Raw genomic sequence first — 12,373 nt, 5'->3', positions numbered from 1 at the left:
CTAGCCTCAATTCAACTCAACCCCGCATAGGTGGATTATTTCCTATGCATTTTGAACTCCAGGAAAAGCTCATTGTAGTGAGCCAGCATTCTTTTGCCGAGATTGTCGTACACCTCAAGCCTGCTGGTCAACTCCTCATCCGGGTAAAAACGCTCGTCGCTTGAAATCTCTTCCGGCAGCAAAGCCATCGCCGCTTGGTTAGGCGAGGAATAACCGACATATTCCGTATTTTGCGCCGCTACCTCGGGATCGAGCATGAAATTAATGAATTGATGCGCGCCTTCGATATTTTTCGCCGTCTTCGGAATGACCATATTATCGAACCACAGGTTCGAGCCTTCCTCCGGCACGACGTAATCAAGCTTCTCATTCTCGCCCATAATTTCCGAGGCATCTCCTGACCATACCAAGCCGACAGCCGCTTCTTCATTCGCAAGCAGCAGCTTAATCTCGTCGCCTACGATCGCTTTCACATTCGGCGTCAATTGCTGCAGCTTCGCTTTCGCCTCTTGCAGATGCGCCTCCTCCGTGTCATTGAGAGAGTAGCCAAGACTGTTCAATCCCATACCCATCACCTCGCGCGCGCCGTCGAGCAGCAAGATTTGATTGCGCAGGCTCTGATCCCACAGCTCATTCCAGCTGGCAAACGTCAGGTCACCGACCAGCTCTGGATTGTAGACAATGCCGACCGTGCCCCAGAAGTAAGGGATCGAATAAGCATTATCCGGATCGAAGGACAAATTCATGAACCGCGGATCGATATTTTTCAAATTCGGAATCTTCGAGTGGTCAAGCTTGAGCAGCAAATTCTCCTCTTTCATCTTGCTGATGGCATACTCGGAAGGGATGCTGACATCGAACGTCGTGCCCCCCTGCTCAATCTTGGTCATCATGGCTTCATTGGAATCAAAGGTCTGATAGATCACCTTAATGCCTGTCTCCTCTTCAAACCTTGTCAGCAGCTCAGGGTCAACGTAATCGCCCCAATTATAGATCGTGAGCGTATTGTCACCGCTGTACCCTGCGCTAGAATTCAGGTAGGAAATGAAGTACATCAGCCCTAGCGAGACGATCATCACGACAGCAAACATTCGCACTAGCTGCTTCATTAGCGCCCCTCCTTAGCCGACGGCTTTGCGTTCCGCTGGTTAATGAAGTAATACCCTACGACCAAAATAATCGTAAACAGGAAGATAAGCGTAGACAGCGCATTGATCGATAGCGATACCCCTTGGCGCGCCCGCGAATAAATCTCGACCGATAGCGTCGAGAAGCCGTTGCCCGTCACGAAGAACGTCACCGCAAAATCATCGAGCGAATAGGTAAGCGCCATGAAAAAGCCTGCGAATATGCCTGGCTTAATAAATGGCAGCACGACTCTCGTCAGCACCTGCCAGGAGCTTGCGCCTAGGTCGCGCGCCGCATCAATTAGTGTCGAGCTCATTTCCTGCAGCTTCGGCAGCACCATAATAACGACGATCGGCACGCTGAACGCGATATGCGAGAGCAGCACCGATACGAAGCCCAGCTTGATGCCGATAATGGTGAACAGAATGAGGAAAGATGCGCCAATAATGACATCCGGGCTGACAATGAGCACATTATTCAGCGTGAGCAGCGTCTGCTTCGGACGATGGCTGCGGATATGGTGAATCGCAATCGCGCCCATCACGCCCAGAATCGTCGAGATGGCCGCTGACAGCAGCGCTATGACGAACGTATTCAGCACAATGATGAGCAAGCGCGTGTCCTCGAATACTTCCTTGTAGTAATCCAGCGTGAAGCTCTCAAAATTGCGCATCGAGCCGCCGCTATTGAATGAATAGAACATTAAATAAAAGATAGGCGCATAGAGTACAACGAATACGAGCACCAGATAAAGATTGGACCATTTATTTTTTGCGCGCATCGGCTGCACCTCGCTTTCGGTTGCCGGTAACGAGCATCATCGCTGCCATCGCCAGAATGAGAAACACAGCGATCGTCGAGCCCATGCCCCAGTCCTGCGTGACCAGAAAATGCTGCTCTATCGCGGTCCCTAGCGTGATAACGCGATTCCCTGCAATGAGCCTTGTAATCATGAACAGCGATAGCGCAGGGATAAACACCGCCATACAGCCTGCCTTCACTCCGCTGATGGTAAGCGGAAAGATGACGCGGCGGAAAGTCGTCCAAGCCGACGCCCCCAGATCGCGCGCCGCATACACCAGCGAAGGATTCATCTCCTCCAGCGCATTAAAGATCGGCAGGATCATAAATGGAATGAAAATATAGACGGATACAAAAATAAAGCTAAAGTCAGTGAACAAAATTTGCTGCTTCCCGATTCCGATCGCTTCCAGCACCGAGTTGGTTAGGCCATATGTACCGAATAAGCCGATAAAGGCGTAAGCTTTCAATAGCAAATTGATCCAGCTTGGCAAAATAATAAGCAGCAGCCACAGCTGCTTGTGCTTAGTCCTCGTCAGCAAGTAGGCCGTAGGATAAGCAACGAGCAACGAAATGGCCGTAATCAGAAATGCGTACCAGAAGGAGCTGAGCGTCATCCGCATGTACACTGGCGTGAAGAACTTCACGTAATTCTCAAACGTAAAGCTGCCTTCCACATTAAATAACGAATAGTAAGCGACCAATAGGATCGGCGCGACAACGAATAGGACGACCCAAGCTAAATAAGGGATGAGATAAAAGCTGCGCGATTTATTTAACATCGCCGGCCTCGCTATAGGCTTCCAGACGCTTGTCGAATTCCTCTTCCGTCTCGCCTAGACGCATGACATGAATCGCTTCCGAATCAAAGGTCAGCCCGATCTGCTCGCCGACCGTCGCTTTGCGTGTGGAATGGACAAGCCACTCATTGCCAGCCTCGTCGTAACCGCAAATCTCGTAGTGAACGCCGCGGAACAGCTGCGAATCCACGCGCACCTGCAGCTTGCCGTTCTCAGGGGAGGTAATCTCCAAATCCTCCGGCCTAATAACGATGTCTACCGCTTCATTCGGGGTTAATCCTTGGTCAACGCATACAAAGGAGCGGCCAGCGAACTCTACCTCGAAATCGCGCGCCATCCGGCCCGGCACAATATTGGATTCACCAATGAAATCGGCAACAAACCGGTTGATCGGCTCATCGTAAATATCGGTTGGCGTACCGCTCTGTTGAATTTTTCCTTCATTAATAACAAAAATTTCGTCGGACATCGCAAGCGCTTCCTCTTGATCATGGGTGACAAAAATAAATGTGATCCCCAGTCGCCGCTGCAGCTCGCGAAGCTCATACTGCATTTCCGTCCGCAGCTTCAGATCAAGCGCGGAGAGCGGCTCGTCCAGCAAAATAATTTCCGGTTCATTCACAATCGCGCGCGCAATGGCGACGCGCTGGCGTTGTCCGCCGGACATTTCCGTAATTTCCCGCTTGTCATAGCCGTTCAAATTGACAAAACGAAGCGCCTCCATCACTTTAGCCGTGATTTCGGCGTTTTTCAGCTTCTTGATTCGCAAGCCGAAGGCCACATTTTCGAACACGTTTAGATGAGGAAACAAAGCATAATCTTGGAATACCGTATTCACCTGGCGCTCATTGGCAGGCACGCGGTTAATCACTTTTCCATTAAAATAAATCTGCCCCTCGGACGGCTCGGTAAAGCCCGCAATTAAACGAAGAATCGTCGTCTTCCCGCACCCGGAAGGACCAAGCAGCGTATAAAACTTGCCTCGCTCTATCGTAAAACTGACATCCCTAAGGACAGGAGCGTCGTTATGATCATATTGTTTGGTTACATGCTCAAAGCGAATGATCGTCTGCTCTTGCATCTCACATCCCCCTTTGCCTATTTAGAAGAAACAATAGTGATTATACATCATCCCCGAAAAACGGCAATAGTAAAAGGAAAAATGATGGCAACAACGCTCATGACGCAACCTGCTTTTCATTTCATTGAATATGAAAGCGCTATACATTACGATTATTTCAAGTTCAGTTCGTGAACATTATGATTATTGGAGGTTGAAGCATGAGTAAACTGGCATCCGAAAGCCCGGTCTCCGGCGGTGTTAAAGTTTCCGTTCAACGATTCGGTCGTTTTCTCAGCGGCATGGTTATGCCGAATATTGGCGCTTTTATCGCATGGGGGCTCATAACGGCTTTATTTATACCGACAGGCTGGTATCCGAACGAAAGTCTTGCGACGCTTGTCGGACCTATGATCACCTACTTGCTCCCGATCCTTATCGGATATACAGGCGGTCAAATGGTTCACGGCGTTCGCGGCGGCGTTATCGGCGCAATCGTCACGCTTGGCGTTATCGCAGGGGCGGATATCCCAATGTTCCTTGGCGCGATGATCGTCGGTCCGTCTGCGGCATGGGTATTGAAGAAGTTTGACCGCTCCATTGAAGGGAAAATCCCTTCCGGCTTCGAAATGCTAATCAACAACTTCTCGTCCGGCATCATCGGCGGCGGCCTTGCGGTCATTGCATTCAAAGGTGTCGGCCCCATAGTTGAAGCTTTAAGCAAAGTACTCAGCACCGGCGTGGAATGGCTGATTGACACGGGACTTCTGCCACTGGTGAACGTGCTGATCGAGCCGGCCAAAGTGCTGTTCCTCAACAATGCCATCAACCACGGCATCTTGGGACCGCTAGCGCTGGATCAAGCAACGCAAACCGGCAAATCCATCATTTATATGCTGGAGTCCAACCCAGGCCCTGGCCTTGGCATCTTGCTTGCTTATTGGCTGTTCGGCAAAGGCATGGTAAAGCAATCCGCACCAGGCGCTGTAGTCATTCACTTCTTCGGCGGGATTCACGAAATTTATTTCCCTTATATTCTGATGAATCCGCGTCTTATTCTTGCAGCTATCGCCGGCGGCGTATCCAGTACCTTCACCTTCTCCCTATTCGGAGCAGGACTGGTTGCCGCACCGTCACCCGGCAGTATTCTCGCGTATTTCTCGATGACGCCAAAAGGCGGCATGCTCGCTATGCTCAGCGGCGTCCTAGTCGCAACCGTCGTGTCCTTCCTTGTCTCTGCCGTGCTGCTTAAGACAACGAAGCAAACCGAGGATGCAGACAACGAGCTTGAACAGGCAGCCCAGAAGGTTCAGCAAATGAAAGCCGAATCCAAAGGCACCGCTGCCGCGCCAGCACCTTCTGCTCCAACAGGCCAATTGACGAAGGAGCAGGTGAACAAGATCGTATTCTCCTGCGACGCCGGCATGGGCTCCAGCGCGATGGGTGCTTCGATTCTGCGCAAAAAAATAAACGCAGCCGAGCTGCCAATCACCGTCATCAACACGGCAATCAACGATATTCCGGGCGATGCCGATATCGTCATTACCCATAAGACACTAACTGATCGGGCACGGCAGAAGGCGCCAAACGCCGAGCATATCTCGATTGATAATTTTCTTAAGAGTCCGGAGTATGACTTGCTCGTTCAAAGACTAAGTTAAGACTACGCAAATAAGAAGCTCATGAAACCATACTTAACGCTGACAGAGATCTGTCGGCGTTAAGTCCATTCTTCTGTAAAGGAGGATAACCTATCAAAGCCTCGACTAGGCAACGACGAATTATAGAGCTGCTGCTGGACCAAAAGCAGGAGATTACAGCTGCGGATATCGCTGCCTTCGCAGGAACCAGCACCCGAACGATCCATCGGGAGCTTGGCGATATCGAGCCTTTCCTTGCCGCGAGCGGCATCTCGCTCCATCGCACCGCCGGGCTCGGCATTCGCATCGAAGCCGACGATCAGACACTCGAGCGTTTCAAGCAGAGCCTCGACCTTGCTGATGCCTTCGAATATTCGGCGGAGGAGCGTAAAATTCTTATTTTTTGCCGGCTGCTTGAGCATGATGAGCCTTTAAAGCTCTTCTCGCTTGCTCACGAGCTGCGCGTAACGATGCCGACGATCAGCCACGACCTTGATGAGCTTGAGGCAACGATGCAGAGGCAAGGACTGACGCTTGTGCGCAGAAGAGGTTATGGCGTCGAGATTATCGGTTCCGAGGAAGCAAAGCGCCATTCCATCAGCTTGCTCGCCCTCAACCATTTGGATGATTCCGATCTGTTCGGGCAGTTCCAAGACCAGACCGTAACCCACCCGATTACTGCCCAGCTGCTGGATATGATCGGCAAAGACAATTTCAAGAAGCTGGAGCAAGCGCTATGGGAACTGAATGACGATTGGCCAAACACGCTGTCCGAATCGGATTACACCCGAATGCTAATCAAGCTATCCGTGGCGCTGACCCGTATCGGGAATCATTGCCTCGTAGCTGCAAACACCTATGACCATAGCAAGGTCATCCCTTTGCTGCAGAGCCTGATGGACGCGCTTGACCTCCAACTGCCTTTGGAAGAACAACGCTATCTCTCGCAACTGCTGGACAATGAAGCTTTTCCCGAGAGCAGTCTTCTGATCCACCATGAGGATATGCCAACGCTGGAAGGCGTCAAGCAGCTCATTCAATATGTCGAGAAGCATCTGAATCTCACACTGACGGAAGACCACTCGCTCGAAGAAGGATTAATCCAGCATATCAAGCCAGCCTTTCAGCGCATACTTGATGGCATTGCAATCCGAAATCCCATGCTGGTTCAGATCAAAAAGGATTACAGCTCCTTGTTTTCAATCGTGCGGGGCGGTGTACAAGAGGTATATGCGCACATAAAAGTGCCAGACGAGGAAATCGGCTATATTGCGATGCATTTCGGAGCCTCGCTCGAGCGCCTGAAGCCTTTTCCGAGAAAAATTAGAGCGGTGCTCGTATGCACGAGCGGCATCGGGTCTTCGAAGCTGCTAGCTGTCAAAATAGCCAAGGAGCTGCCGCAAATCGAATTGATTGGCCATTATTCCTGGTACGAGGCAACCAGGCTCCCGGCCAGCCGCTATGATCTGATTATTTCCACCGTTGATCTGCCGCTGAAGCCTGACCGCTACATCAAGCTAAGCCCGATGCTATCGCCTGAAGAGACCAATAAGCTGCGCGCTTATATCGAGGGCACGACGCTCAAAAAAGTCAATCCTGCCATCGCGGCAGAAGCAGAGGCCTCTGGCCAATCGCCCATGGACCGCTTGCTGCTGCTTCAGCTTTATTCCGGCGTCGTTCTGCGGCTGCTGGACGGCTTTCACGTCCACGACCTCGCCATGCAGCACGGCCTAGTTGATCTGGCCGAGCAGTTGCCAAGGATGCTGTCTTTATTCGACAAACCGTACATCGATAGGCATAACGATAAAATTACAGAGCAGTTGCTCGCAAGGGAGCGCCAAGGCAGTCTGGTTATTCCCGATACGGAGCTCGCCTTGCTTCACACGCGCAGCGAATGGATCGAGGAGCCGCTGCTCGCCCTATATCGCTTTGATAGGCCGCTTATCCTGAGCGAGGACGGCGAAATGAAGGCCAAACAAGCTTTAATGATGCTCGGTCCCATGAAGCTCGATCCTTACAGCCTGGAGCTGCTTAGCGAAATTAGCGCCATGCTGCTGCTCCCAGAACTGCTTACCGTCTTAGCTCACGGCCATGCAGCCAGCATAAAGCTGTTTATCTCTAAAAAACTGGAAGCCTATATAAAAACAAAATTGGATTGGAGAGAATCATAATGACCATTCTATCTACAGACAAAGTGAAACTAAACGTTAGCGTCAAAGACAAATACGAGGCGATCCGCCTCGTCGGGCAAATGCTCGTGGATGCCGGCCATGCGCCGCAAGCCTACATCGAGAAAATGATCGAACGCGAAGATGCGCTATCCACTTACATTGGCGGAGGGCTTGCGATGCCTCACGGCACCAATGACTCCAAAGCGCTGATTCAATCCACCGGAATGGCGATTATCATCGTGCCAAGCGGAGTCGATTTTGGCGGCGAGGAGCCCGCACAGCTCATTATCGGCCTTGCGGCGATTGGCGACGATCACCTTGATATTTTGACCAACGTAGCCGTACTCGTATCCGAGGAAGAAGACATGCAGCGTATCTTGAATGCCGCTTCTGAGCAAGAGCTGATCGCGATCTTCGAGTCGGGGATGGCATCATGAAGGCCGTCCACTTCGGCGCCGGCAATATCGGCCGCGGCTTCATCGGATTACTGCTGCATAACGCCGGCTACGAGATTACCTTCGTCGATGTGAACGATTCGCTCGTCGCCGAGCTGCAAGCCAAAGGGCAATACGCTGTGCGGCTTGCCAACGAGCAAGGTGATACCTACCTCGTTGACCATGTCACCGCAATCGATGGGAAAAATATCGCACTCGTCGCAGAAGCAATTGCGGAAGCCGATATCGTAACGACGGCCGTCGGGGTTACGGTATTAAAGCATATCGCAGCAGCGGTTGCTAAAGGAATAGAGCTTAGGCTTGCTAGAGAAAACACGGCTCTGCCAGTGATTGCTTGCGAGAATGCGCTCGGCGGCAGCACTGTACTCAAGCAGCTTGTTTATGAGCATTTGCCGGAAGAGTTGAAAGCGAAGGCTGAACTTCATGTAGCTTTTCCCGATGCAGCCGTCGATCGGATCGTTCCGCTTCAACAGCATGAAGATCCGCTCTTAGTCGTAGTAGAACCCTTTTACGAGTGGACGGTCGAGCGTTCGCCTTTGCTCGCATCGCTGCCCGAAATCGAGGGCATCCATTACGTTGACCAGCTCGAGCCTTACATTGAGCGCAAGCTGTTCACCGTTAATACCGGCCACTGCGTCGCGGCTTATCACGGTTACTTGCGCGGATATGAGACGATTCAGGAAGCGATGAAGGATAGCGAAGTCATTGCCGAAGTGAAAGGCGCTTTGCAGGAGACGGGAGCAGTACTGATCGAGCGTTACTCGTTCAACGAGAAGGACCACGGCCAATATATCGGGCAAATTCTTGAGCGTTTCACCAACCCTCATTTGCTGGATGAGGTTTCTAGAATCGGCCGCTCGCCGATCCGCAAGCTGTCGCCTAATGACCGCTTGGTTAGGCCGGCCTTATTAGCATACGAATATGGGATATCGGCAGACCATTTAACGACCGCTATGGCTGCGGCTTTACATTTTCATAACGAGGAAGATCCTGAGGCCGTAGAGCTTCAGCTAGCCATTCAAGAAATTGGACTTATACCTGCAGTCACCAAATATACAGGCATAGATGAGCAGCACTCGCTCCATCAGGAAGTGGTCCGGCACTATCGAGAGCTGGGACTTGCAGCTAACTCGGCAGGGAAAGGAATGAGCAAATGATGACAACTTTATTAAAAGGGATAGCCGCTTCGCCCGGCATTGCCATCGCGCGCGTATTTCATCTAGCAGCCGAACGGTTCGTCCCGGTTCAGCAAGCGATTAGCGACACGGCTGCAGAGGTTGAGCGCTTCCATTCCGCCGTCGCTTTGTCCCGCGACGAGGTCGAGGCCATTCGCGCCTCAGCCGAGGCTCGGCTTGGCGCGGACAAAGCGGAAATTTTCGAAGGCCATCTCATGATTCTGGAGGACCCGGACCTGATTGAAGCGGTTGAACAGAAGATTGCCGATGAAGCGATTTGCGCGGAATTTGCGCTGCACGAGATTGCGCAGTCCTTTATCGAGCTGCTGCAGTCCATGTCCGATGAGCTGCTGCGCGGCCGGGCTGTCGATATTGAGGACGTCTCCGGCCGTATCATGAGCCACCTGCGCGGCGTACCGCACAGAGAGCTGGCAGGCATGACGGAGGAGTGCATTATCGCAGCACGCGATCTGACCCCCTCAGACACGGCACAGCTCAATTTAGACTATGTACGCGGCTTTGTAACCGAGGTGGGCAGCCGTACGTCCCATTCGGCCATTATGGCGCGCTCGCTTGAGATTCCAGCCATCGTTGGGGCGGGAGCAGCCGTGCATGACATCCCTGCCGATGCTTTTATCGTCATGGATGCCAATCAAGGCGTTGTTCTCATCGCTCCGACAGAAGAGGAGCTCGCGACTTATCAGGACATGAAGCAGAAGGATGACCTTCGCAGAGTTGAGCTAAGCAAGCTGAAGGATTTGCCGAGCTTGTCCAAGGATGGCAAACGGGTCGAGCTGGCAGCCAACATTGGCAAGCTGGAGGATATCCAGCGGGCGATCGACAACGGCGCCGAAGGGATCGGCCTTTTCCGCACCGAATTCCTCTATATGGGACGCAGCTCACTCCCTACGGAGGAGGAGCAGTTCACCAGCTACAAATACGCGCTTGAAAAAATGAATCCGAAGCCTGTCGTTATACGGACACTCGACATCGGCGGCGACAAGGAGCTTCCTTATATGGAGCTGCCGAAGGAAAGCAACCCTTTCCTCGGCCAGCGTGCGCTGCGCCTGTGCCTAGACCGGCAGGATCTGTTCCGCACGCAGCTGCGGGCACTGCTTCGCGCCAGCCGTTACGGCAACCTTAAGATTATGTTCCCCATGATCGCCGTGCTGGAAGAGCTTCTCGAAGCCAAGCGTTTGCTTGAGGAAGAGAAGCAGAAGCTGATAGCCGAGGGCGTCCAGCTCGCCGAGCATATCGAGATCGGGATGATGGTCGAGATTCCGGCAGCGGCAGTAGCCGCGGACCTATTTGCGCCAGAAGTCGATTTCTTCAGCATCGGCACGAATGACCTGATTCAATATACGATGGCGGCAGACCGCATGAACGAAACCGTCTCCTACCTGTATCAGCCTTGGCATCCATCGCTGCTCCGCTTAATTCGTTTCGTTATTCAAGCAGCGGAGAAGGAAGGCAAATGGGTCGGCATGTGCGGCGAAATGGCCGGGGACAGCACGGCCATCCCTCTGCTGCTCGGCCTTGGGCTTCATGAATTCAGCATGAGCGCAGGCTCGATTTTGCCGGCAAGAGAGTTAATAAGCAGCCTCGACCAGTCGAGCTGGTCAGGCCACGCTAACCAGGCACTCACGATGCGCAGCACCGATGAAATTACACAATTCGTAGAACGCACAAGAAATGGAGTGATTCAGCATGATTAGCAAAACCTTCACGATACTCAACCCTACGGGCTTTCATGTTCGTCCAACCAAAACCTTCGTCCAAACCGCCAGCACCTTCCCTTGCAAGATTACGGTCTTGAACAAAGGCAAAAAGGTTAACGGCAAAAGCTCGCTGAGCATGCTCACGCTCGGCATCGCCGTCAACGAGGAAGTCACGCTGGAGATCGACGGCGAGCAGGAAGAGCAAGCGCTCGAAGCGCTGGGCAAGCTGCTTACTGATATTCACGAATAACGACAGCTGTTATGGCATATTTAGCTTTCTAGCTGAAAAAGCTAATTAATAGATCTCACCCCAAAGCTTCTGAGCTTGAGAAAGGATCAAATCCCTTTTTCTTGCTCAGTCGTTTTTTTGCTTGTCATACGCACAACATATTTTGCGAGTTTTACGAGTCCTTTCCCCTTCTCACTCATCCGGCATCCTTCGGTTCCAACGCCTCAAAACATGCACCCTATACAGCAACATCTCTCCCAAACCGCTGCACCAATGCATTCCCGAACCAATCACAGTAATCAAACCAGTTACCTTTCCATCGGTCCTCCCCTTTTCACTCATCCGGCATGCTGTTGCGTCACTGCATCACAACACGCTCCATATGCAGCAACGTTTCCCCCAAACTGCTGCACCAATGCATTCCCGAAACAATCTCAGTAATCAAACCAGTTACCTTTCCATCGGTCCTCCCCTTTTCACTCATCCGGCATGCTGTTGCGTCACTGCATCACAACACGCCCCATATGCAGCAACGTTTCCCCCAAACTGCTGCACCAATGCATTCCCGAAACAATCACAGTAATCAAACCAGTTACCTTTCCATCGGTCCTCCCCTTTTCACTCATCCGGCATGCTGTTGCGTCACTGCATCACAACACGCTCCATATGCAGCAACGTTTCCCCCAAACTGCTGCACCAATGCATTCCCGAAACAATCTCAGTAATCAAACCAGTTACCTTTCCATCGGTCCTCCCCTTTTCACTCATCCGGCATGCTGTTGCGTCACTGCATCACAACACGCCCCAAATGCAGCAACGTTTCCCCCAAACTGCTGCACCAATGCATTCCCGAAACAATCACAGTAATCAAACCAGTTACCTCTCCATCCGTCCTCTCCTTCTCACTCATCCGATATACTCCGGTTTTTACGTATCACGACATACACTAGCCGCAGCAGCACCGTCCTCCCCCTAAACTAATCACAGCAAATCACGTCAGACTCATCTCCATTTAATTTAGATGGAATTTTTCCATATAATTCAATGCATTTTAGGCTATTTATACATTTAGAGGGAATTCCTCCTGTTAATTTCAAAGAAATCGGTTCGGCCCCTTAATTATGGAGTCTATCTGCTTCATACTCACGTTCTCATCGTTTTTCATTTTTCAATAAAGTAAGCATTTTACTAGACCG

The 12,373-nt window shown here is 51.7% G+C and carries 12 protein-coding genes; 6 read left to right on the top strand and 6 right to left on the bottom strand.

The genetic code is table 11. The annotated features are described in order from the left end of the window. Nucleotides 1-35: 35 nt before the first annotated feature. From FJQ58_RS03545 to FJQ58_RS03530, 4 genes are read right to left on the bottom strand one after another with little or no spacing between them, the layout of a single operon-like run. The gene (locus FJQ58_RS03545) at nt 36-1,109 is read right to left on the bottom strand and encodes an ABC transporter substrate-binding protein (protein WP_139991058.1); all 1,074 of its coding nucleotides are present in this window, start codon (nt 1,107-1,109) and stop codon (nt 36-38) included. After that, nucleotides 1,109-1,909, bottom strand: coding sequence for an ABC transporter permease (locus FJQ58_RS03540; protein WP_139991057.1), 801 nt, complete (start codon nt 1,907-1,909; stop codon nt 1,109-1,111). The genes FJQ58_RS03545 and FJQ58_RS03540 overlap by 1 nt, the downstream gene beginning before the upstream one ends. Beyond that, entirely contained in the window at nt 1,893-2,711 is an 819-nt protein-coding gene (locus tag FJQ58_RS03535) for an ABC transporter permease (protein WP_139991056.1), read from the bottom strand. The genes FJQ58_RS03540 and FJQ58_RS03535 overlap by 17 nt, the downstream gene beginning before the upstream one ends. Then, a complete protein-coding gene (locus tag FJQ58_RS03530) occupies nt 2,701-3,810 on the bottom strand; it encodes an ABC transporter ATP-binding protein (protein WP_139991055.1) in 1,110 nt (369 codons plus the stop codon). Before FJQ58_RS03530 ends, FJQ58_RS03535 begins: the two co-directional genes overlap by 11 nt. 200 nt (nt 3,811-4,010) lie before the next feature. Between FJQ58_RS03530 and FJQ58_RS03525 the strand changes: the two genes are divergently transcribed. Next, nucleotides 4,011-5,450 (top strand): PTS mannitol transporter subunit IIBC, encoded by a 1,440-nt coding sequence (locus tag FJQ58_RS03525; RefSeq protein WP_139991054.1) that lies wholly within the window; start codon nt 4,011-4,013, stop codon nt 5,448-5,450. Nucleotides 5,451-5,509: 59 nt separating this feature from the next. Here FJQ58_RS03525 and FJQ58_RS32830 read toward each other — a convergent pair whose 3' ends face one another. After that, nucleotides 5,510-5,851: a hypothetical protein gene (locus FJQ58_RS32830; RefSeq protein ID WP_238403766.1), complete on the bottom strand. Its 342-nt coding sequence runs from the start codon at nt 5,849-5,851 to the stop codon at nt 5,510-5,512. A 48-nt stretch (nt 5,852-5,899) separates the two neighbouring features. On the opposite strand from FJQ58_RS32830, the gene FJQ58_RS03515 reads away from it, so the two are divergent. The 5 genes from FJQ58_RS03515 to FJQ58_RS03495 are packed head-to-tail and all read left to right on the top strand — an operon-like array spanning nt 5,900 to nt 11,198. Beyond that, entirely contained in the window at nt 5,900-7,600 is a 1,701-nt protein-coding gene (locus FJQ58_RS03515) for a BglG family transcription antiterminator (protein ID WP_139991053.1), read from the top strand. Continuing rightward, nucleotides 7,600-8,037 carry a PTS mannitol transporter subunit IIA gene (locus FJQ58_RS03510; protein ID WP_139991052.1) on the top strand — a complete coding sequence of 146 codons (438 nt, stop codon included), beginning with the start codon at nt 7,600-7,602 and terminating at the stop codon, nt 8,035-8,037. The genes FJQ58_RS03515 and FJQ58_RS03510 overlap by 1 nt, the downstream gene beginning before the upstream one ends. Then, complete coding sequence (locus FJQ58_RS03505) at nt 8,034-9,212, top strand: mannitol-1-phosphate 5-dehydrogenase (protein WP_139991051.1); 1,179 nt, start codon at nt 8,034-8,036, stop codon at nt 9,210-9,212. Before FJQ58_RS03510 ends, FJQ58_RS03505 begins: the two co-directional genes overlap by 4 nt. Then, the gene (gene ptsP / locus FJQ58_RS03500) at nt 9,212-10,945 is read left to right on the top strand and encodes a phosphoenolpyruvate--protein phosphotransferase (protein ID WP_139991050.1); all 1,734 of its coding nucleotides are present in this window, start codon (nt 9,212-9,214) and stop codon (nt 10,943-10,945) included. Before FJQ58_RS03505 ends, ptsP begins: the two co-directional genes overlap by 1 nt. Continuing rightward, nucleotides 10,938-11,198, top strand: coding sequence for an HPr family phosphocarrier protein (locus FJQ58_RS03495; protein WP_139991049.1), 261 nt, complete (start codon nt 10,938-10,940; stop codon nt 11,196-11,198). The genes ptsP and FJQ58_RS03495 overlap by 8 nt, the downstream gene beginning before the upstream one ends. A 763-nt stretch (nt 11,199-11,961) precedes the next feature. Here FJQ58_RS03495 and FJQ58_RS33150 read toward each other — a convergent pair. Then, nucleotides 11,962-12,087: a hypothetical protein gene (locus FJQ58_RS33150; RefSeq protein WP_274382313.1), complete on the bottom strand. Its 126-nt coding sequence runs from the start codon at nt 12,085-12,087 to the stop codon at nt 11,962-11,964. Nucleotides 12,088-12,373 lie beyond the last annotated feature (286 nt).

The sequence above is a fragment of the Paenibacillus paridis genome (assembly GCF_006345825.1).
Lineage (GTDB): Bacteria > Bacillota > Bacilli > Paenibacillales > Paenibacillaceae > Pristimantibacillus > Pristimantibacillus paridis.
Note: the sequence above shows the minus strand (reverse complement) of the source record. Positions and strands in the feature narration are given on the sequence as shown.

Bases quoted from the DNA above. Each gene is read 5' to 3' on its own strand.
- FJQ58_RS03545 (WP_139991058.1), bottom strand. From the start codon at position 1,109: ATGAAGCAGCTAGTGCGAATGTTTGCTGTCGTGATGATCGTCTCGCTA.
- FJQ58_RS03540 (WP_139991057.1), bottom strand. From the start codon at position 1,909: ATGCGCGCAAAAAATAAATGGTCCAATCTTTATCTGGTGCTCGTATTC.
- FJQ58_RS03535 (WP_139991056.1), bottom strand. From the start codon at position 2,711: ATGTTAAATAAATCGCGCAGCTTTTATCTCATCCCTTATTTAGCTTGG.
- FJQ58_RS03530 (WP_139991055.1), bottom strand. From the start codon at position 3,810: ATGCAAGAGCAGACGATCATTCGCTTTGAGCATGTAACCAAACAATAT.
- FJQ58_RS03525 (WP_139991054.1), top strand. From the start codon at position 4,011: ATGAGTAAACTGGCATCCGAAAGCCCGGTCTCCGGCGGTGTTAAAGTT.
- FJQ58_RS32830 (WP_238403766.1), bottom strand. From the start codon at position 5,851: ATGCTCAAGCAGCCGGCAAAAAATAAGAATTTTACGCTCCTCCGCCGA.
- FJQ58_RS03515 (WP_139991053.1), top strand. From the start codon at position 5,900: ATGCCGACGATCAGCCACGACCTTGATGAGCTTGAGGCAACGATGCAG.
- FJQ58_RS03510 (WP_139991052.1), top strand. From the start codon at position 7,600: ATGACCATTCTATCTACAGACAAAGTGAAACTAAACGTTAGCGTCAAA.
- FJQ58_RS03505 (WP_139991051.1), top strand. From the start codon at position 8,034: ATGAAGGCCGTCCACTTCGGCGCCGGCAATATCGGCCGCGGCTTCATC.
- ptsP (WP_139991050.1), top strand. From the start codon at position 9,212: ATGACAACTTTATTAAAAGGGATAGCCGCTTCGCCCGGCATTGCCATC.
- FJQ58_RS03495 (WP_139991049.1), top strand. From the start codon at position 10,938: ATGATTAGCAAAACCTTCACGATACTCAACCCTACGGGCTTTCATGTT.
- FJQ58_RS33150 (WP_274382313.1), bottom strand. From the start codon at position 12,087: ATGAGTGAGAAGGAGAGGACGGATGGAGAGGTAACTGGTTTGATTACT.